The organism is Mesorhizobium sp. M0518, assembly GCF_040321125.1.
Taxonomy (GTDB): domain Bacteria; phylum Pseudomonadota; class Alphaproteobacteria; order Rhizobiales; family Rhizobiaceae; genus Mesorhizobium.
Window position 1 is genome coordinate 259431 of the sequence record NZ_JAMYQY010000002.1, and the last position, 17403, is coordinate 276833.

A 17403-nucleotide genomic window follows, 5' to 3' on the forward strand; every position below is an offset into this window, starting at 1 on the left:
GATCGTCAGCCTATCAAATCATCTATTCTGATCGGCAGATCGCGAATGCGCTTGCCGGTGGCATGATAGACGGCACTCGCCACGGCAGCAGCCGTTCCGACATTGCCGAGTTCGCCCAAGCCCTTGACGCCGGCAGGATTGACCTGGTGGTCGATTTCGGGGACCAGGATAACGTCGACCTGTTTGATGTCGGCGTTGACCGGCACGAGATAGTCCTGCAGGTCGCGATTCACGTAGCGCGCGTGTCGCTGATCGATTTCGGTGGCCTCGTGCAACGCTTGGCCAATGCCCCAGATCATGCCACCCATCAGCTGGCTGCGCGCGGTGCGCGTGTTCATGATGCGCCCGGCAGCGAAGGCTCCGACCATGCGCGGCACCCGGATTTCGCGTGTATAGCTGTTGATGCGCACTTCGACGAACTCGGCGCCAAACGCATATTTGACCGAATCTTCGTCGTTCTCTCCACCATGAAACTCCGATTGTCCGGCATAGAGTTTCCTCAGGGCTTCAGGCGAAGAACCCTTCGGCGCAAACTCGGCATATTCTTCGATGGCGCCGACTTGCATGGCCTTGAAGACATCGGCCAGCTTGGCGGACTTGCCGGTCTCGGTGACGACCTCTTCGTCCTTCAAATCCAGCTTCGCATTGGCCGAACCTGCCAGCGGAGCCCCCTTGCCCGCAGCGGCGGCAAACAGTTTTTCGCGTATCGCGTCGCAGGCTTTCATGACCGCGGAGCAGACGCTGGCGGTCGAGATCGATCCGCCCGACACGGGAGCCGGCGGCAAGGCACTGTCGCCCATCTCCACGCTGATCTTGTCCATGCCGACCCCCAGCCTTTCGGCCGCCATTTGGCCGGCGATGGTGCGAACGCCGGTGCCAATTTCATGGGAGCCGCACTGGACCCGAACCTCGCCATCCGCGGTGAGACGAACCCGGGCCGCGCAAGGTGCGGCGGCAGTCGGATAGATTGCCGTCGCACAGCCCATTCCGACCAGCCAATCGCCGTCGCGCATCGAGCCGACCCTGGGATCGCGCTTCGACCAGCCAAAGGCCTCGGACGCCTGGTCGTAGCACTTGATGAGTGAGCGGCTGGAAAATGGCTTGCCTCCGATCGGCTCCTTCTCCGGTTCATTGATGCGACGAAACTCGACAGGATCCATACCGACGGCCACGGCCATTTCGTCCATGGCGTTTTCCAGCGCGTAGACATAAGGCGTCTCCGGCGGCGATCGCATGTAGCCAGGCGTGTTGCGGTCGGCATGAACCAGCGAAACATGCGTCAGAACGGAGCCGTAATCGTACATGCGCGCGGTGGCGGACGTGCCGCCGACGACATAAGGGTCCGGGCGTGACGTCACCTCCCAGGCCTCATGTCCGAACGCCGTGATGCGGCCGTCCTTGCCGGCGCCCATGCGGATCCGATGCCGCGTTTCGGCGCGATAGGTCTGCGTACCGAAGGCTTGCATGCGATTGACGACGCAGCGAACCGGCCGGCCGATGCGCCGCGCCGCGACGGCAACGATAGCAGTGCGTGCCGTCATCGGCCCCTTGGAGCCGAAGGCGCCGCCGATATAGGGACTGACGATCCGCACATTGGCCGGATCGAGCTTCAGTTGGCGTGCCAGTTCCACCTTCCAGCCCGTAACGTTTTGACTGGGTTCGTGTATCGTCAACTGGTCGCCCTGCCATATGGCGGTGGTCGAAAACAGCTCGATCGGATTATGATGCTGGGTCGGCGTCGAATATTTTTCGTCGATCTTCACCGTCGCATCCGCCCAAGCGGCGTCGAAGTCACCGGCCTTCGCATCCTCCTTGAACATCGGGCTTTTGCCGGCAGCCGGTTCCATCTTCACGCCCTTGGAATCAAAGCTGGCGCTGGGCCGTTCGTCCTCATAGTCGGCGCGGACCAACATCGCTGCCTCCTCCGCCGCCTCGAAGGTTTCAGCGACCACCAGAGCGATGATCTGACCATCGTGAAAAACCGTCTTGTCGTGCAAGGGCCCAATCGAACTTGCACCGGTGTTGCCGAATTTCGGCATGTCGGTCTTGTCCAGATCGCCATAGGTGACGATGTCCAGCACACCGGGTACGGCATTGGCGTCTTTCGTGTGAAGTTCGGAAACCTTGCCCCGGGCAATGCTGCTGGTGGCAAGGGCACCGTAGGCGACGTTGGCCGTAACGATGTCGGCGGGATAGCCGGCCTGTCCGGTAACTTTTAGCCGGGCGTCAATGCGAACAACGGGATCGCCCTGGTTTTCCCTTGGAGCGGGTGCAGCTTGGTTCATGGCTCAGCCCTTCATATCCCGGGTTTCGAGCAGCGCCCGCACCAGCGTGCGCTTGCCGAGCGGTATCTTGAATGCGTTATGCTCGCGCGGTCTGGCATCGGCGAAAGCAGCCTCGGCGGCCTCCTGCGCCGTGGCTTCGTCAAGCACTTTGCCCTGTAGCGCGTCCTCTGCTTCGCGCGCACGCCACGGCACCGTCGCCACTCCGCCAAGCGCAATGCGCGCACTCCTTACCGTCTCGCCATCCATGTCGAGCGCGACAGCCGCGGACGCCAGCGCAAACGCGTAGGATTCGCGATCGCGTATCTTCAGATAGCGCGACCGGCTGCTCCACTGTGCCAGCGGCACTTCGATGGCGGTAATGAGCTCGTCGGCGGCCAGATCCGTCTCGATGTCGGGCGTTTCGCCCGGCCGTTTATGCAGCTTGGCAAAAGTGAGCGTGCGCCTTCCCCGCGGACCTTCGACATCGACGGTGGCGTCCAGCGCAACCAGCGCCTGCGCGAAATCGCCGTGATACGTGGCAATACAGGCATCGCTCGTACCCAGCACGGCATGCTGGCGATTGGACCCTTCCATCGCAGCGCAGCCGGAGCCCGGTTCGCGCTTGTTGCACGGCCAAGATATCTCTCGAAAATACTCGCAGCGCGTACGTTGCAGCACATTGCCGCCCAGGCTCGCCATGTTGCGAAGCTGACCGCTGGCAGCGAATTTCAAGCTGTCGGCGAGGACCGGGCAACGGCGCCTGACATCATTGTTGTCGGCTGCTTCACCCATACGGACCAGCGCACCAAACCGGATCTTATCATCGTCTATCCTGATCTGCCGCAAGGCCGGCTCGGCAAGAGTGTTGAGGTCGAGCAGTCGCTCCGGCCGCGCGACACCGAGCTTCATGTAGTCGGCCAGATTGGTGCCGCCGACGATGAACTGCGTGTCGGCGCCGGTTGGCGGAACATGCACGGCATCGGGACGGGACGCCATGGCGATTGCCGTGGAGACGCTGGTTGGTCTTTCATATACGAACGGGCGCATCCTAAGCCCTCCTGGTCTCGTCGCGTGCCTGAACGATCGCCGCAACGATGTTGGGATAGGCCGCGCAGCGACATAGATTGCCGCTCATATATTCGCGAATATCATCTTCCGATCCAGCATGGCCTTCGTTGATGCAACCGATGGCGGACATGATCTGACCCGGTGTGCAATAGCCGCATTGAAAGGCATCGTGGTCGACGAAGGCCTGCTGGACCGGATGCAGTTCCCCGTCCGCCGAAGCCAGGCCTTCCACCGTTGTGATCTCCCGGCCCTGGTTCATGACGGCAAAGCTCAAGCACGACAGTACCCGCTTTCCGTCGATCAGCACCGTGCAGGCACCACACTGACCGTGATCGCAACCTTTCTTGGTGCCGGTCAGGCCGACATGGTCGCGCAGCGCGTCAAGCAGGCTGGTTCGATTGTCGAGCGCGAGGTTGTAGGTCTGCTTGTTGATACGCATCGAAACCGCCGACAAATCGCGCGGTTCGGCCGGTTTTGCGGACGCGGGCTGGGCAGCTCTCGTTGGGGAATTCACAAGCGGCATCACCGCCGCCGCCGAAACAGAGGCCGTCATGAACATGCGTCTGCTCAAGCCGCTGGAAATTTTGGCATCGGACATGGCTGGCTCCGGGCTGGCTGGGTCTCAAGCGGCCCAAACCACTCGCGGAGGGCAAAGTTCCCTCCTCACGAGCCTGTGATCCTTTTTCTGCTGGCCGGATCGATGCAATCGGAACCTCCCCGGTCAAGCGATGGTTGTGTGCCAAGAGCCGGAAGGAGGCGATCATGAGCGATGGTCGGCATGGCAAGGACGGCGACAATGGACCTGTATTCTCTGCGGAGCAGGCGAGACAAGGCGAGATCATCCTGCGAACGCGCACCCGTCGGGTCATCTTCATAGCCGGCTTGGTCGGTGTCGTGATCCTGGCCCTCGTCGTGAGGTTGGCAATCGGCTGAACCAATTCCCCTCGCCTGCTGCTGCGCTCTCCCCGGCCCGAAAAGCGTTAGCCTGCGCGCGGCGGTGTTTGGCCATGCCGGGCGATGGCATTGGCTACGCGAACTTCTGTTGGAACCAGCGCGTCAAATCGACGTTCAGCCCTTATTCAATAGGAGCAGGCCATGCCACGAGGCGACAAATCGAAATACACTGACAAGCAGGAGCGTAAGGCCGACCACATTGCCGAAGGCTACGAGAAGCGCGGGGTTTCGGACAAGGAAGCAGAGCGGCGTGCATGGGCTACTGTCAACAAGGACGATGGCGGTGGCAAGAAGGAAGGCGGTTCGGGCCGCGGCAAACACACGGGCCATCTCGCGGCGCACAAAGGCGGTAAAAGCGGCGGCAAGGCATCGGCATCACGGTCTGCCGCAAGCCGATCCGAATCGGCAAAGAAAGCTGCAGCGACCCGCAAGCGCAATGCGGAACACCGCGCCCATTGATCTTGGCGACGGCCTTGGGCCGAACGATGGAAGCACAGGGATGAAATCTCAGCTCGTCAATGAGATCGGCGGACAACGGACATTCGTCGTGGTGCTCGACCCAGGCGAAGAAGCGTTCGCGGCACTGACCGCCTTCGCGGTCGACCAGGAGATCGGCAGTGCGTCCTTGACCGCCATAGGGGCTTTCGAAAAAGCCACCGTGGGCTGGTTTGATCCGACCGCGAAGACCTACCGCAAAATCCCCATCGGCGAACAGTGCGAGGTTCTGAGCGCGATCGGCGATGTTGCACTGGGTGATGATGACAAGCCCAGCCTGCACGTCCATGCGGTGCTTGGATTGAGCGACGGCACCACCCGGGGTGGACATCTGCTTGACGGCATGGTTCGACCAACGCTCGAAATCACCCTGGTGGAAGCGCCCGGTCATCTGCGCCGCAGCAAGCGTCCGGACCTCGGTGTCGCGCTGATCGATCTGGCCGACTGATCTACAGCCCTCTGTCTCGTTCTCACGCTTTCTTGCTCCGCTCAGCAGGTGCTGTGTCCGGCGCAGCTTCCCACCCGAACACGCTGCGCCCGCCAAGCAGATGCGATTGGTCGAATTCTCCCGCGACAATTTCCTTCAGGCTGGGGCCGGTCACGTATCGCTCGACTTGCCGCGACTGATCGTCGAGCCGCCTCAAGGCGCCGATTTCTTCATCGCGACCGAGCTTTGCCTTCTGCACGGCCGACTTCAGAACCCCGATCGTCTCGTCATAGACCTTCAGCGGTACCGGAAATGGATGCCTGTCCTTGCCGCCATGCGCCAGCGAGAAGCGGCCGGGATCGGAAAAACGGCAAGGAGCGCCATGCACCACCTCGGCAACGAGGGCCAGCGCGCGCACTGTGCGTGCGCCGACGCCGGGGACCAGAAGGAGCTCGGCGAAATCGGTGGGACCGCGGTCCGCGGCGGCTGCGATATTGCCGTGTAGGCGATGCATGACGACATCGCTTTCGCGAACGTCATGGTGGGCCGGCATGACCAAATGCGGCAGCAGCGGTTGTTCCGGTTCCTGCCGGCGCGTCGGCTCCGCGCCACGCTCCAATGCCGCCAGCTCGCCCAGGATGCGATCCGGTCCGAGATCCTGCAAAAGGTCAAGTTGCCCTTGGCGGGACGCCTCGGCACGCCGGTCGGTCAGGTTGACGATCTCGCCTTGATTGGCCCCTTCGATGGCGGCATGCGGCTGGTCGACAAAACTCTTCAGGCCTTCGGAAAGCCAATGGTAGCGGCGCGCCACCTTGCTGTCGCCGTTCATACCTTGCTGCACCACAACCCAGTGACCGTCATCGGCGACGATAAAGCCATGCAGATAGAGATCGAAACCGTCCTGGACGGCGGCGCTGTCGACCTTGGCGACCAGCCGGCTGGCGGTTGCCAGGCCCGCTCCGTCGAAGCCGACGCGTTGGCCGATGGCTTCCAGCTCATGCGGGGTTTTGCGCGAATGCGCGCCGCGACCACCGCAGACATGAATGCCGAGCTCGCCGGAAAGCGGCGTGAGGCCACGCTTCAAAGCGCCCACGACGCTGGTCGTGATTCCTGACGAGTGCCAATCCATGCCCATGACAGCACCAAAGGACTGGAACCAGAATGGATGCGCCAGCCGCCGCAGCAGCTCGTCTCGACCATAGTGATGAATGATCGCCTCGCACATCACAGCGCCAAGACGCGTCATGCGGTCGCCGAGCCATTTTGGCACGCGCCCGCCATGGAGTGGAAGATCAGCACTTCCCGATCGTTGCGTCACGTCCTGCTACCTGTTCTGGTGTCCGTCATTCTCTTAACAGATAGGCAGCCCAACCGCGCAAGGAAGCATGGACACTCCCACCCGGGCCGGGTTAGCGGACGTCAAGTCCAGTTCGAGAGAACCGTTTCCATCTCAACCGTCTCGACCTGCTGCGCGAAACGTTGGTGGTAAACGGTCAGCAGTGCGTCATGGGTTGCGTCGGAAGAACTGCACAGCGCGTCCGTGACGAGAACCACGCGATAGCCGAAATCGATGGCCCCGAGCACCGTGGCCAGAACGCAAACATCCGTTTCGCCGCCGGTGATGACCAGCGTATCGATGCCGCGCTCCACCAGGAGCGCTCTGAGACGCCCTTCGAACCAGGGCGAGTAGATGTGCTTGTCGACGATCGCCGCTGGCGGACAGTAGCCGGCTAAAGACGGCAACAGTTCGGTCATTTCGGGCCCGATCGTCTCGATCGTCAGGGAAGCCCAGCGCTCATAATAGCGCTTCCATGTGCCGACGCCCTGCCCCGGCTTCCCGGCGGGCAGGAAGCGTGTAAAGATCGTCTGTGGCGCGCGTCTTTCGACCAGCCTCTCGATCTGCGGGAGAACCCGGGTGATCCAGGGTGTTGCCCATTCGGACGGCTCTGCAAACAGCCGCTGCATATCCACGCAGATATGCATGCATCGATCGCCGAGAGGACCGTATGCCAGCCCCGGCATCGACATCAGCGCTTCTCCGACCGACGATGCATTTTCCCTGTTTCCTCCCGTTGTCGGCAAAGACACGCAACGCCGCGCGCAAGCACTGGTTCCTGAGATAGCCACAGGAACCGACGTAAATGGCTGGCGTTTCCGCTGAGATGAATGGAGGTGCTCGCATGAGACCGCGCGAGAGGCGTTGGAGCGGCAAGTCAGCCGGGGCGCCAAAATGGAACTGAGCGGAGGATGTCTCTGCGGCACGATCCGCTTCCGCGTTGGAAGCGAACCGAGAGTGCATTACTGCCATTGTGATATGTGCCGGCGAGCGACCGGCAGTGCGTTCGCGGTTCTGGCCTGGGTGCCTTCCCAAAGCGTGAACTGGACCAATGCGACGCCGACCTATCGCAGGTCTTCGCCGATTGCCTGCAGGGGGTTCTGCTCCGCCTGCGGATCGCCCCTCAGCCTTGCCTATGACGCATCGCCCGGAGAGATCGCGCTGCATATCGGAACGTTCGACGATCCGGCTCGGCTGGAACCGCGCTACAATTATGGATCGAGGCAGCGACTTGGCTGGGTTTGCTGCGGAATAGACCTGCCGCACCACGATACTGAGGAGCGATGGTGAAACCATGTCTGAAGGACAAGCCAGATGAGCATGTTTTACCGGGCGGCCAAGATTGCCGAAGAGGTCCACGCAGCACAGCGCGACAAGACCGGGCGACCGTATATCGAGCACTGCCGCCGTATCGTTGACGCGGTCGAAACCAAGGACCAGAAGGTCGTCGCCTATCTCCATGACGTCCTCGAAAAGGGCGAAGGCTGGGACCGGACCAAGTTGGAAGAGGCCGGTTTTGGCCCGACGATCGCTTCGGCCGTCGACGCCATGTCGCGCAGGTCCGGTGAGGATTACTTCGCGTTTGTACGACGAGCGGCATCGAATCCATTGGCGCTGCGGGTGAAGCGCGCGGATCTGGCGGACAATATCTGGCAGGCACGACAGGTCGGGGCATCGACTGTCAAATATGAGGAGGCACTATGCATCCTTGATGACGAGTTTCCGCGCCGTCAGCACCAGCCTTGAATTCAGATCGCCCCGCTGCGAACGGGCAATCTACTCCGGGACGTGGGGCGTGTGCCGTCTGTCCTCCGCGGGCTCGGCATCGATGCGCGCCTTTTCCGGATCGAATGCACCATGACGCGCAATGGGCCGCGCCGCGGTTTCAGGCGTCTCGTATGCCCACATGACATCGTCAGCCGAGCTGCCCACCGCATGGACGCGCCAGTAGCTTGCGGTGCCTTTCAAAGGGGAGCGGCTGGTGGTGTTCGTCTTTTCGAAAAGGTCGAAATAGATGTCTTCGAAAGGGATGTAGAACACGGGCTCATGTCCTTCTTCCTGAAGCACTTTCGCCCGTTCCGTGGCAGCGACTATGGCGTCGGAAAATCGTACCGTCACCGTGCCGGCAAACGGTTCTATGGCCAGTTGGCCAGCATGGTGTGTTGAGATTGCGCCTGAAGCTTGCATTCAAATTCTCCCTGGCTGCCGATTGATTGCGAGACCGCATTTCGGTTCGTCATGCATGGAGACGAAATGCACGGCGATGCGTCAGGTTCCGGTCTGTACTATGAGGTCGAATGACGACCCCACTTCAGCGCTTGCCATGGCTATCGAGAAACGCAGCCAACAATCGCGAAACCTGATCAGAAGCCTCACGCGTCGGGAAGTGTCCGATGCCATCCAGCACCACCCGCCTGTAGAACGCGGTGAAATGCTTTTCGAGCCCCTCTGAGGACTGGGCAAACACAACGCGGTCGTCGCCACCATGAAGCGTCAGGATTGGCACCGTGATGATCTTGACCGCTGCTTGCCGGCGGGCGAGTTCGGCATAGCGTGGATCGGGCTCGGCCTCTTCCCATCTGACCCGATAGGAATGCAACGTCACATCCGCCCAGTCAGGATTTTCGAACGAGCTCGCGACACCATCGAAAATAGCGTCGTCGAACCAGCCTAATGGGCCCCAGCTATCCCACTGGTATCTGGCGAATTTCTTGCCATTGTTTCGTACGAACTCAGCGCCCCGGGCCGTCGCCATGAACCATTGATACCAAAATGCTTTCGCTTGTCCGGGCGCCGGCGTTGCTGGTTGCCTGGTTGCCAGCCGAGCGACAGCGCAGCACAGCACTTGATGCGGTCCGGGAAAACCGACGCGAGCAGATAGGATATCCGGGCGCCCCAATCGTGTCCGACAACCGCAAAGCGGCTGAGGCCAAGCGCATCGGCAAAATCCAAGGCGAAAACGTCCGAAAGCCAGCTTCATGAAGGGCTGGCGAAATGCGAGCGTATGTCGTCGCGTCGTCGGGCCAGCCATGCAGCAGGATAACCGGGGCGCCGTCTCGCGGTCCACCATCGAGATAGGCGACGCGCAGCAGAGGTGTGTCGCAATGTGAGACCGAGTTCATTTGCCCTGAGGCACAGTGGCTGGCTGATCACCACCAGTCGTGGACTCTGGTCTGGCGGCCTGGTCAATCTGTGGGTTCTTGTTGATGGTGCCGGTGTTGGCTTTCATCGGCTCGATATTGTTGTCGCAGGCGCCGAGCGCAAGGACGGCGGCCAGGACCAGGAGTAAAAAGAACCTCTTCATCGAAACCTCCTCTGGTTGCTGTCCGGCAAACGAGGTTCCACCAATTTGGTTGCCTGATCGTACTCTCAAGACGCCATGGATTTGACGATCAACGCTTTGAGCTATTGGAATCGGCTGCAACTGTCGGATCAGGCAAAACCGGGCCACGTTCAGTCTCCGAACCCTCAGCCTCGATCTCCTGCACGGCCTGGTCCCAGTGCTCCTGCTCGCGGCCAGCCGGCCGGCCCTCTTGCTCCCAGATTTCATGGGCTCGCCGTTTGATCTTTTCTTCCCTGCTGTCCATGGCTAGATCCTCCAATTCGTCAGTCTCAATTCCGGGCCATATTTTTTGTTCCTCCCCATATTTTTCCTCCTCTGTCGGGAACAGCGCTGCCGGAGTCGCGATTTCGGGGAAGGCGCTTGTGGATTGCGTGGGATGAGCCGCTTGGTAATTTTCGTACCGATATTTTTTCGTGACACACCGATGCCCGCAGCTTTATGAATCTGGCTATCGGCCAGCGCCGAGCACGTCCCTCTCCGATCCCATTGCCCGGCGCTCAACGCCTGATCGCCCGTCGCATCGACATGACGGGCTATTGCTTCGAGAGGAGGTGACGCCCATGCGGGAATTGCCGAAAGACATCGACGCCGATGTGGTCATCGAAATCAGCAAGCTGCTGGACGACAGCCCGCTTTTCGTCCCGGTGCGGGTTCATGAACTTGCGGCCAAGGTGAGGCAGAGGGTGAAGACCGGCCTGCCGGATTTTTCGATCGAAGAACTGATCGTGGAGATGGCCTCCGTACGTCAACTGGCCATGGCCTTTGATCTGCCTGGATCGGAGAACGTCGTGCAAATCCCGGTGCGGTATCGCCGCTAGCACTGCGGCATCACACGCTCCATCCGGAGGTCAGAACAAGCGACGCCTCAAACATCTGCGCACCGATCTCATCGCGTACTTTGACGGTTACCTTGACGAAATCGCAGTCGGGCATTTCGTCTTGGGCAACATCCTGCAAAATACGAATTGCTTCCGCTCTGGCTTGTTCCCGGGATTCGAACAGCTGCCCGTCATCGTCGGGTACCGCGCCGTCACCGTTTTGAAGATCGAAATAGTACCGCTTCATTTTCGGGCCACGCTGGAAACATCGGGCGGGTCAGTGATTTCGCTTCATTGGGGTTCCTGCCCGCTCGGCGGCCGTGCTGGTGAAGACGTGGTCGTTCAACGCACCGCAGCGCGAAGCGCCGATAGGAAAAGCACAAGCAACGCCAAGGCATTGAGGCCGGCGGCGATGGCATGTGAATACTCCCATTGGCGCCGCAGCAGCTCCCAGTTTTCAGGCAGGACAGTCCAGTTCCGGGTCGCCTGATTGATTGGGTAGGTCAGCGTCCAGAAGGCAAATTGCGTGGCGCCGATGCTGAGAAAGGCGACGACAACCAAGCCGAAAGATGCACTCGCTCGGTAGAGCAGGATCGCCAGGGCGGCCGTAGAGAGCAATGCTCCCAGCACCACGATTCCGAACAGGCTCCATCCATCATAGGCGCGCTGCGCAGCCAGATAGTTTGGCCCGTCAAGCTTCATCTTGTTGAATATCGCGAAGAAATGCGCGGCGGCCGGAACGAAAGCCAGTGCCACGAAAATGAAGCTGACCACCCTCAGACTATAAATTGCCATATCCGGCCTCCTCTCAGGAGAGAGCTAGGGCAATCGGCAAGGTTGAAAAGGTCCGCGATCATGTGGTCTCGAGTGAGGTCGTTTTTTTAGACCTCACTCAACTATCTCGGAACATTTTTTTTGGGTTCTGGTTCTACGCACTGAAGGGACGAACCTTACCCAGGGAGATTTCCCCATGAAACATGTTCTCATTACCAGCATGCTGGCGATCGGGCTCGGCTGTGGAACGGCAATGGCTCAGACACAACAGCTCGAAAGCCAATCTGGCGCAGACGCCAATTGCGCTTCCGGGCAGGCTGACTGCCAGGGCGGTTCCAAGATGGGCGAGCAGGCCCAGGGCAAAGCCAAGCTGAAGACCGACGAGCAGGCGCAGGGCAAGGCCGGCACCTCCACCGACCAACAGGCTCAGGACAAGACCAAGCTGAAGACCGACGAGCAGGCGCAGGGCAAAGCCGGCACCACCGACCAGCAGGCTCAGGACAAGACCAAGCTGAAGACCGACGAGCAGGCGCAGGGCAAGGCCGGCACCACCACCGACCAGCAGGCTCAGGACAAGACCAAGATGCAGACCGACGAGCAGGCTCAGGGCAAGGCTGGCACCACCACCGACCAGCAGGCTCGGGAGAAGACCAAGATGCAGACCGACGAGCAGGCTCAGGGCAAGGCCTCGACACAGGATACGACGTCGACCGGTTCCATCAACAACGTGACGGTGGAGCAGAAAACCCAGGTCACTCAGATCATCCGGGAGACGAAGGTCGAGCCTGTGTCCAATATCGATTTTGACATCACCGTCGGCGTCGAAGTCCCACGGCAGAAGGTCAGGCTGCATCGTTTGCCGGCTCGTATCGTCAAGATCGTTCCCGCTTACGAAAGTTACGAGTATTTCGTGCTTGCGGACGGCCGGATCGTCATCGTTGATCCGGATACGTTCAAGATCGTCCTGATTTTGACCTAACATCTCCAACGAGTGGTCCGCCCTCTAGAGGGCGGACCGTCATTGCTGGACTGCTATGGATTCAAAGCAACCCAGAAGGACCGCAAGCGGCAGGTGATACATTCTGCCACCCGCATCGCGGACTCGGCTAGAGACGCCCGAGCACGACTAAGATAATGACTACAAGCAGCAGCAGACCGAGACCGCCGCCGCCATAGTAACCGGTGCCGTAGAAAGGCCCGCCGCCAAGACCACTAAAACCGCCAAGCAATGCAATGACCAGAATAATGATAAGAATCGTGCCGAGACCCATGACTTGCTCTCCTGTTTGCGGCTTCGCGCCGTATAGACGGAGCGGCGATCGCCGGCTGATGAGAATATGAACTCGCTACAAGCCTTCCTGTTCCCGACTGAGACCTCATCGACGCTGCTAAGGTAGTGTTTAGGCGAACAAAGGTCACCCCGAGACGCCCGAGTAGTCCCGCTCTTTCAGCAATCCAGCGAGATGGGCGGCGTTTGAGGCTGCCATTTCGATCGCACCCGAGACTTTTTCCGGAGTTGCCGGCAGGTCGACGTAGTTGACCTCCTGCATGGCCTCGCCAACCCAATAGACCCCGCCATTGGCCGGGATGGTGAAGCCAACATCGTTCAGTGACTGAAAGCATTCCGCGTGGCAGTGATGCGCACCGTCCTCATTGCCGACGATGGCTACCAAGGCCGCCTTTCCTGCTGCCGGCATGCGCCCTCTGTCATCGGTCTCATCGAGAAACGCATCCATCCGCTCCAGGACGCGCTTGGCCACACTCGAGGGCTGGCCAAGCCAGATCGGGAGCCCGAGCACGAAAATGTCGGCCGCCAGTATTTTCTTCCTGAGTTTCGGCCAATCGTCGCCCTCGCCCATGTCGGAGAGCACGCCGGGCTTGATATCGTGGCTGAGCGCACGCACGATCTCGCCCTTCACCTCGTATTGCATCAGCGCCGCCAGGACATCGGCGAGCAACCGATCGGTGGAGGATTTTTCCCTGTCGTTCGAAGCTTTGAGCGAGCAATTGAGTGCGAAGGCCGTAAGCGGCATCTGGATCTCCCTGCATTGTCCTAATTGCAAATCGCCGCGACGACTTCGCGACAGCCCATTCGCCCGTTGCGGGACCGCTCGGCATTTTAACGTCAGGATTAAATGCTTGTTCCGCCAAGCGGACCAACAGGCCGGTGGCGAGAGTGGCCCCCTCCTCCCGCCGGGTGACGGTCCAGCCGGCTGAGCGAGCAGGCTGGGTTCTTTGAGCACTGGCCACTGCTGGAGAACGGGCGGCGGTGAGCAGCGACGCCGGCGGAACCGGTCGGGCAACCTATTCGTTCGCTCATCGTTTTCTCCTGAGTTCCCGAGAATGGATAGACGATGCTCGTCCGGACCCTCGAAGCAGGCAATATGCGGCTGGCGGTATCCATGGCCGGCGATCCGGGCCGACCGGCCTTGATCCTTCTGCACGGCTGGCCCCATTCCCGGAAAATCTATGAGGGTGTGATCGATGAACTCGGCGCACGATACTTTACGCTGGCTTTCGATCTTCCGGAGATCGGTGAATCGCGTGGCACGCCGCCGTCGGCGGAAAAGAAGGTTCTTGCCGATATCGTGATTTCAGCCGCCGAGACGCTTGGGGCCAAATCCATCGTCGTTGCAGGCTTTGATGTGGGCGGCATGATTGCCTTCGCCGCTGCTCGCCATCATGGCGATCGCATCGTTGGTGCGGTGCCGATGAATACGGTTATCCCCGGCCTTCATCCCTGGACGAAGATAGTGGCAAACCCGGACATCTGGCATTTTGCGTTCCATGCGGTGCCCGAACTGCCGGAGTTGCTGGTGACAGGCCACCAGCGCGCCTACTTCGATTTCTTCTTCGATCTGCTCGCCGGACATCCCGATGCGTTGACCAATGAAATGCGGGAGACTTTTGCGGAGGCCTATTCGAGGCCGGAGGCACTTAAGGCCGGCTTTGATTGGTATCGCGCGTTCAAGGAGGATGCCAAGGTCAATGCAGTACCCGCGCGCATCGAAATTCCGATCCTCTATATCCGCGGCGACGCGGATTTCGGATCGATCGACGACTACCTCGAAGGTTTGAGGCTGTCTGGAGCAAAGGACCTGCAAGGTCGCGTGATCGTCAACTGCGGCGAATTCCTGCCGATCGAGGCACCGGCAGAATTCGTCAAGGCGCTGGTGGAATTTGCACCGAGATAGGTGAAGCGATCCGCGTTTATGCAGGTGCCTACTGACTCGCGGAAGTTACGCGCCAGACCGTGTTTCCGACATCGTCGGCGATCAGCAACGCGCCCGATTTGTCGACGGCAACGCCGACGGGCCGCCCGTGTGCCTTGTTGTCCTTATCGAGGAAACCGGTGACGACATCCTGCGGCTTGCCATCTGGATGACCGTCCTTGAACGGCACGAACACGACCTTGTAACCGTTGAAGGTCTTGCGGTTCCAGCTGCCATGCTCGCCAACAAAGGCGCCATTGCGATACGGGTCCGGCAGGTTGGTTCCAGTGTAGAACGCTAAGCCCAGCGGTGCGACGTGGGAACTCAAGGCATAGTCGGGAGGGATCGTCTTGGCGACAAGGTCCGGCCGCTGCGGCATCACGCGCGGGTCGACATGCTGACCATAGTAGCTGTACGGCCAACCATAGAACGCGCCGTCCTTGACCGAGGTCATATAGTCGGGAACCAGGTTAGGCCCGAGCTCGTCGCGCTCGTTGATCACAGCCCACAGCGCGCCGCTCTGCGGTTCCCAGCTCAGCCCGTTGGGATTGCGCAGGCCGCTCGCGAAAATACGATATCGGCCAGTGGCCCTGTCGACTTCCCATATCGCGGCCCGGTCCTTTTCTGCCTGGATGCCGTTCTCGGTGATGTTGCTGTTGGATCCGATGCCGACATAAAGCAGAGACCCGTCGGGGCTGACCACGAGAGACTTTGTCCAGTGATGATCGATGGGCCCGCCGGGCAACGGCGTCAGCACTGTGCCCGGGGCGGTGATCTTGGTGTCGCCCGACATGTAGGGGTAACGCACGATGGCGTCGGTGTTGGCGACGTAGAGATCGTTGCCGACCAGGGCCACGCCAAAGGGCGAATTGAGATGATCGAGGAAGACCTCCTGGACATCGGGCACACCATCGCCGTTGGTATCGCGCAGCAGGGTGATACGGTTGCTTCCTTCGGTGCCGCCGCCTGACGTCGCCATGGACTCGATCCAGCCCATGACCAGGTCTTTCGGCCGCTTGATCGCCGCACCGGGCGGCGCCACGGACTCGACCACCAGAACGTCACCATTCGGCAATTTGTAAAGCGAGCGCGGATGCTTTAAGCCCTTGGCGAAGGCCTGGATTTGCAAACCCTTGGCGACCGTCGGCCTTTCCTCCTGTTTCCAACCGATGACGGACGCGACATGCATCGGCGGCACCAGATACTGGATCGGTTCAGGCAGCGTCGGGTTCGCTCCGACCTGATCGGTGGGATCCGGTTCGCTATCGCTGCATGCGGGCAGCGCCAAAATCGATCCACACAGCAGACCGAGGCTCGCGATACGCCTGATATGCCTGGCCGAGACATTCATTCGACCACCTCCACCTGAGTGCGGCCGGAACTCCATCCCAGCAGGCCCACCAAGAGAACAACGATCACGGCGACGGCGGACAGGATGAGCCCCGTCGGCACGACCGAGGTCCAGGCATCCCGGCTGTGCACCAGTGCGTTGAAGAGCGATACGACGAGCACGACGAGGCTGCCGAGGAGATATGGCCATACACGCCCGGCTTCACCGGAAAGCCGGCCGGTAAACAAATCCACCAGTGCTGCAAGAACCGCGAGCACGCCCACAACCAGGCCAGCAAGGAGCAGCCAAGCGGAAAAATCGGCCCACATCATTTCAGCGCTTCGCCAATAGGCAACGTCGGTCAGCAATGTGCTGACGAAACATGCATTTGCGACTGCCATCGGCGTTTTATGGAACGGACGCCTGGCGGCCACCAACACGGATCGGGCACGGGCCATGGGCATTCTCCACCTTTGAAGCTGTACCTGTCCTCCAAACCAACTTGTGGTTGGGAGGTTCCCGGAACCGTTTGCGTTCAAGAACTCGTGATGGCGCTGGCGATGCCTCAGAACGGCTCGGCACGCGATGCTCATGCGGAATTGGCGCGCAATGTCCGCAAGGTGATCGAGTATCGATGCAGGTCAACTGGGGGAATGCTATGCTCCCATTCCGTGCGCGATGGTCCGGTCATGAGATACGCCGACCTTGGTTCGACGACGATGGTGCGGCGATCCCACTTGGTGCCATTCTTCCGCCGGAGCCGGAAGCTGCAAGGCGCCAGCAACGAAACACCCGCAACGTCTTCGAAATGAGGCTTGTCTCGATGCCAGCCAATGCCGGCGCCGGGCCGGTATTCATTGATCAACACTTGCGCGAAGGCCTCGGCGGGCCTGCCTGCCAACGCCGCGATCTTGTCGCGTAGGGCCAACAGGAAGTCAGGGATCGGCGGCGCCTCGACGACCTGGCGCCTGTCGTAGTCGTAGCGCAGGCCAAAACCGACGACGCGCCGGTTTGCCAGATGGCCATGGAAATCGAACGCCTCGAAAGGCAGGCCTTCGAGATGCCGGGCGAGTTCGGTTTCTTCTTGCGCCGTGATCAGTTCGGGCTGGTAAAGGAAACCTTCCGGCAGGTCGTCGGCGGCACCAAAGAGATCGTGCTGGAGCCCGGATGAGCCGGAGCCGAGTGTTTTCGATGTGGGTGTCGCCATCCCAGCTAGATGGTGAAGGCCAGCCCGCCTGGCAATATCGGAACCTGGCCAGCAAATCTGCACCCCACCCAGCGACATCACCGCATCTGACAACGCCTGCCAATCCGGAGTTTATCGGGTGCTGTATTCAACTCAGGATTCGCGAGCATGCCTTGAATGCAACCGAGGGAGGTTG

25 protein-coding genes are annotated in these 17403 nt (G+C 60.6%); 8 read left to right on the plus strand and 17 right to left on the minus strand.

Features of this window, described 5'->3' with window-relative positions:
• Positions 1-5: 5 nt before the first annotated feature.
• The 3 genes from NKI66_RS04205 to NKI66_RS04215 are packed head-to-tail and all read right to left on the minus strand — an operon-like array spanning position 6 to position 3885.
• Positions 6-2285 carry a xanthine dehydrogenase family protein molybdopterin-binding subunit gene (locus NKI66_RS04205; protein WP_352751007.1) on the minus strand — a complete coding sequence of 760 codons (2280 nt, stop codon included), beginning with the start codon at positions 2283-2285 and terminating at the stop codon, positions 6-8.
• A gap of 3 nt (positions 2286-2288) precedes the next feature.
• The gene (locus tag NKI66_RS04210; RefSeq protein ID WP_352441507.1) at positions 2289-3311 is read right to left on the minus strand and encodes an FAD binding domain-containing protein; all 1023 of its coding nucleotides are present in this window, start codon (positions 3309-3311) and stop codon (positions 2289-2291) included.
• A gap of 1 nt (position 3312) precedes the next feature.
• Complete coding sequence (locus NKI66_RS04215; protein WP_352441559.1) at positions 3313-3885, minus strand: (2Fe-2S)-binding protein; 573 nt, start codon at positions 3883-3885, stop codon at positions 3313-3315.
• Between the two features lie 209 nt (positions 3886-4094).
• On the opposite strand from NKI66_RS04215, the gene NKI66_RS04220 reads away from it, so the two are divergent.
• The 3 genes from NKI66_RS04220 to NKI66_RS04230 all read left to right on the plus strand — a co-directional run bounded on the left by NKI66_RS04220 (position 4095) and on the right by NKI66_RS04230 (position 5229).
• On the plus strand, positions 4095-4265 hold the full coding sequence (locus NKI66_RS04220; RefSeq protein ID WP_023811966.1) for a hypothetical protein: 171 nt from the start codon (positions 4095-4097) through the stop codon (positions 4263-4265).
• A 162-nt stretch (positions 4266-4427) separates the two neighbouring features.
• On the plus strand, positions 4428-4745 hold the full coding sequence (locus NKI66_RS04225; RefSeq protein WP_023811967.1) for a hypothetical protein: 318 nt from the start codon (positions 4428-4430) through the stop codon (positions 4743-4745).
• 40 nt (positions 4746-4785) lie between these two features.
• A complete protein-coding gene (locus NKI66_RS04230; protein WP_352751010.1) occupies positions 4786-5229 on the plus strand; it encodes a PPC domain-containing DNA-binding protein in 444 nt (147 codons plus the stop codon).
• 22 nt (positions 5230-5251) lie between these two features.
• On the opposite strand, the gene NKI66_RS04235 is transcribed toward NKI66_RS04230, so the two are convergent.
• Both NKI66_RS04235 and NKI66_RS04240 read right to left on the minus strand, forming a co-directional pair.
• Entirely contained in the window at positions 5252-6526 is a 1275-nt protein-coding gene (locus NKI66_RS04235) for a DUF763 domain-containing protein (protein ID WP_352721427.1), read from the minus strand.
• A 101-nt stretch (positions 6527-6627) separates the two neighbouring features.
• On the minus strand, positions 6628-7236 hold the full coding sequence (locus NKI66_RS04240) for a cysteine hydrolase family protein (RefSeq protein ID WP_352751012.1): 609 nt from the start codon (positions 7234-7236) through the stop codon (positions 6628-6630).
• A 202-nt stretch (positions 7237-7438) separates the two neighbouring features.
• On the opposite strand from NKI66_RS04240, the gene NKI66_RS04245 reads away from it, so the two are divergent.
• Together NKI66_RS04245 and NKI66_RS04250 are read left to right on the plus strand one after the other, a co-directional pair.
• Entirely contained in the window at positions 7439-7834 is a 396-nt protein-coding gene (locus NKI66_RS04245; protein ID WP_352441508.1) for a GFA family protein, read from the plus strand.
• 24 nt (positions 7835-7858) lie between these two features.
• Positions 7859-8290, plus strand: a complete 432-nt coding sequence (locus NKI66_RS04250) for an HD domain-containing protein (RefSeq protein ID WP_352751015.1) — start codon at positions 7859-7861, stop codon at positions 8288-8290.
• 30 nt (positions 8291-8320) lie between these two features.
• On the opposite strand, the gene NKI66_RS04255 is transcribed toward NKI66_RS04250, so the two are convergent.
• The 5 genes from NKI66_RS04255 to NKI66_RS04275 all read right to left on the minus strand — a co-directional run bounded on the left by NKI66_RS04255 (position 8321) and on the right by NKI66_RS04275 (position 10131).
• Complete coding sequence (locus NKI66_RS04255) at positions 8321-8731, minus strand: DUF427 domain-containing protein (RefSeq protein WP_023811973.1); 411 nt, start codon at positions 8729-8731, stop codon at positions 8321-8323.
• Between the two features lie 124 nt (positions 8732-8855).
• The gene (locus tag NKI66_RS04260; protein WP_352751120.1) at positions 8856-9299 is read right to left on the minus strand and encodes an alpha/beta fold hydrolase; all 444 of its coding nucleotides are present in this window, start codon (positions 9297-9299) and stop codon (positions 8856-8858) included.
• On the minus strand, positions 9215-9496 hold the full coding sequence (locus tag NKI66_RS04265; RefSeq protein ID WP_245273243.1) for an alpha/beta fold hydrolase: 282 nt from the start codon (positions 9494-9496) through the stop codon (positions 9215-9217). Before NKI66_RS04265 ends, NKI66_RS04260 begins: the two co-directional genes overlap by 85 nt.
• Positions 9497-9662: 166 nt before the next feature.
• Positions 9663-9848, minus strand: coding sequence for a hypothetical protein (locus tag NKI66_RS04270; protein ID WP_023811976.1), 186 nt, complete (start codon positions 9846-9848; stop codon positions 9663-9665).
• Between the two features lie 88 nt (positions 9849-9936).
• Positions 9937-10131, minus strand: coding sequence for a DUF2934 domain-containing protein (locus NKI66_RS04275; RefSeq protein WP_023811977.1), 195 nt, complete (start codon positions 10129-10131; stop codon positions 9937-9939).
• A 316-nt stretch (positions 10132-10447) separates the two neighbouring features.
• Here NKI66_RS04275 and NKI66_RS04280 point away from each other — a divergent pair, with 316 nt between their 5' ends.
• On the plus strand, positions 10448-10705 hold the full coding sequence (locus tag NKI66_RS04280; RefSeq protein WP_023811978.1) for a hypothetical protein: 258 nt from the start codon (positions 10448-10450) through the stop codon (positions 10703-10705).
• 10 nt (positions 10706-10715) lie between these two features.
• On the opposite strand, the gene NKI66_RS04285 is transcribed toward NKI66_RS04280, so the two are convergent.
• Positions 10716-10952 (minus strand): DUF6894 family protein, encoded by a 237-nt coding sequence (locus NKI66_RS04285; RefSeq protein WP_023811979.1) that lies wholly within the window; start codon positions 10950-10952, stop codon positions 10716-10718.
• A 95-nt stretch (positions 10953-11047) separates the two neighbouring features.
• Entirely contained in the window at positions 11048-11461 is a 414-nt protein-coding gene (locus tag NKI66_RS04290; protein ID WP_245273244.1) for a hypothetical protein, read from the minus strand.
• Positions 11462-11675: 214 nt separating this feature from the next.
• On the opposite strand from NKI66_RS04290, the gene NKI66_RS04295 reads away from it, so the two are divergent.
• Positions 11676-12458, plus strand: coding sequence for a DUF1236 domain-containing protein (locus tag NKI66_RS04295; protein ID WP_352751019.1), 783 nt, complete (start codon positions 11676-11678; stop codon positions 12456-12458).
• A 127-nt stretch (positions 12459-12585) separates the two neighbouring features.
• Here NKI66_RS04295 and NKI66_RS04300 read toward each other — a convergent pair whose 3' ends face one another.
• Positions 12586-12750 (minus strand): DUF3309 family protein, encoded by a 165-nt coding sequence (locus NKI66_RS04300; RefSeq protein ID WP_023811982.1) that lies wholly within the window; start codon positions 12748-12750, stop codon positions 12586-12588.
• Between the two features lie 144 nt (positions 12751-12894).
• On the minus strand, positions 12895-13512 hold the full coding sequence (locus NKI66_RS04305) for a flavodoxin family protein (RefSeq protein ID WP_352751022.1): 618 nt from the start codon (positions 13510-13512) through the stop codon (positions 12895-12897).
• A 321-nt stretch (positions 13513-13833) separates the two neighbouring features.
• Between NKI66_RS04305 and NKI66_RS04310 the strand changes: the two genes are divergently transcribed.
• Positions 13834-14673: an alpha/beta fold hydrolase gene (locus NKI66_RS04310; protein WP_352611749.1), complete on the plus strand. Its 840-nt coding sequence runs from the start codon at positions 13834-13836 to the stop codon at positions 14671-14673.
• 28 nt (positions 14674-14701) lie between these two features.
• On the opposite strand, the gene NKI66_RS04315 is transcribed toward NKI66_RS04310, so the two are convergent.
• The 3 genes from NKI66_RS04315 to NKI66_RS04325 form a co-directional block, all read right to left on the minus strand.
• Complete coding sequence (locus NKI66_RS04315) at positions 14702-16042, minus strand: PQQ-dependent sugar dehydrogenase (protein ID WP_352751109.1); 1341 nt, start codon at positions 16040-16042, stop codon at positions 14702-14704.
• Positions 16039-16479 carry a DUF2231 domain-containing protein gene (locus NKI66_RS04320; protein ID WP_352552084.1) on the minus strand — a complete coding sequence of 147 codons (441 nt, stop codon included), beginning with the start codon at positions 16477-16479 and terminating at the stop codon, positions 16039-16041. The genes NKI66_RS04315 and NKI66_RS04320 overlap by 4 nt, the downstream gene beginning before the upstream one ends.
• A gap of 131 nt (positions 16480-16610) precedes the next feature.
• On the minus strand, positions 16611-17228 hold the full coding sequence (locus NKI66_RS04325) for an alpha-ketoglutarate-dependent dioxygenase AlkB (RefSeq protein ID WP_352751025.1): 618 nt from the start codon (positions 17226-17228) through the stop codon (positions 16611-16613).
• Positions 17229-17403 lie beyond the last annotated feature (175 nt).

Bases quoted from the DNA above. Each gene is read 5' to 3' on its own strand.
- NKI66_RS04205 (WP_352751007.1), bottom strand. From the start codon at position 2,285: ATGAACCAAGCTGCACCCGCTCCAAGGGAAAACCAGGGCGATCCCGTT.
- NKI66_RS04210 (WP_352441507.1), bottom strand. From the start codon at position 3,311: ATGCGCCCGTTCGTATATGAAAGACCAACCAGCGTCTCCACGGCAATC.
- NKI66_RS04215 (WP_352441559.1), bottom strand. From the start codon at position 3,885: ATGACGGCCTCTGTTTCGGCGGCGGCGGTGATGCCGCTTGTGAATTCC.
- NKI66_RS04220 (WP_023811966.1), top strand. From the start codon at position 4,095: ATGAGCGATGGTCGGCATGGCAAGGACGGCGACAATGGACCTGTATTC.
- NKI66_RS04225 (WP_023811967.1), top strand. From the start codon at position 4,428: ATGCCACGAGGCGACAAATCGAAATACACTGACAAGCAGGAGCGTAAG.
- NKI66_RS04230 (WP_352751010.1), top strand. From the start codon at position 4,786: ATGAAATCTCAGCTCGTCAATGAGATCGGCGGACAACGGACATTCGTC.
- NKI66_RS04240 (WP_352751012.1), bottom strand. From the start codon at position 7,236: ATGTCGATGCCGGGGCTGGCATACGGTCCTCTCGGCGATCGATGCATG.
- NKI66_RS04245 (WP_352441508.1), top strand. From the start codon at position 7,439: ATGGAACTGAGCGGAGGATGTCTCTGCGGCACGATCCGCTTCCGCGTT.
- NKI66_RS04250 (WP_352751015.1), top strand. From the start codon at position 7,859: ATGAGCATGTTTTACCGGGCGGCCAAGATTGCCGAAGAGGTCCACGCA.
- NKI66_RS04255 (WP_023811973.1), bottom strand. From the start codon at position 8,731: ATGCAAGCTTCAGGCGCAATCTCAACACACCATGCTGGCCAACTGGCC.
- NKI66_RS04260 (WP_352751120.1), bottom strand. From the start codon at position 9,299: ATGGCGACGGCCCGGGGCGCTGAGTTCGTACGAAACAATGGCAAGAAA.
- NKI66_RS04270 (WP_023811976.1), bottom strand. From the start codon at position 9,848: ATGAAGAGGTTCTTTTTACTCCTGGTCCTGGCCGCCGTCCTTGCGCTC.
- NKI66_RS04275 (WP_023811977.1), bottom strand. From the start codon at position 10,131: ATGGACAGCAGGGAAGAAAAGATCAAACGGCGAGCCCATGAAATCTGG.
- NKI66_RS04280 (WP_023811978.1), top strand. From the start codon at position 10,448: ATGCGGGAATTGCCGAAAGACATCGACGCCGATGTGGTCATCGAAATC.
- NKI66_RS04285 (WP_023811979.1), bottom strand. From the start codon at position 10,952: ATGAAGCGGTACTATTTCGATCTTCAAAACGGTGACGGCGCGGTACCC.
- NKI66_RS04295 (WP_352751019.1), top strand. From the start codon at position 11,676: ATGAAACATGTTCTCATTACCAGCATGCTGGCGATCGGGCTCGGCTGT.
- NKI66_RS04300 (WP_023811982.1), bottom strand. From the start codon at position 12,750: ATGGGTCTCGGCACGATTCTTATCATTATTCTGGTCATTGCATTGCTT.
- NKI66_RS04305 (WP_352751022.1), bottom strand. From the start codon at position 13,512: ATGCCGCTTACGGCCTTCGCACTCAATTGCTCGCTCAAAGCTTCGAAC.
- NKI66_RS04310 (WP_352611749.1), top strand. From the start codon at position 13,834: ATGCTCGTCCGGACCCTCGAAGCAGGCAATATGCGGCTGGCGGTATCC.
- NKI66_RS04315 (WP_352751109.1), bottom strand. From the start codon at position 16,042: ATGAATGTCTCGGCCAGGCATATCAGGCGTATCGCGAGCCTCGGTCTG.
- NKI66_RS04320 (WP_352552084.1), bottom strand. From the start codon at position 16,479: ATGGCCCGTGCCCGATCCGTGTTGGTGGCCGCCAGGCGTCCGTTCCAT.
- NKI66_RS04325 (WP_352751025.1), bottom strand. From the start codon at position 17,228: ATGGCGACACCCACATCGAAAACACTCGGCTCCGGCTCATCCGGGCTC.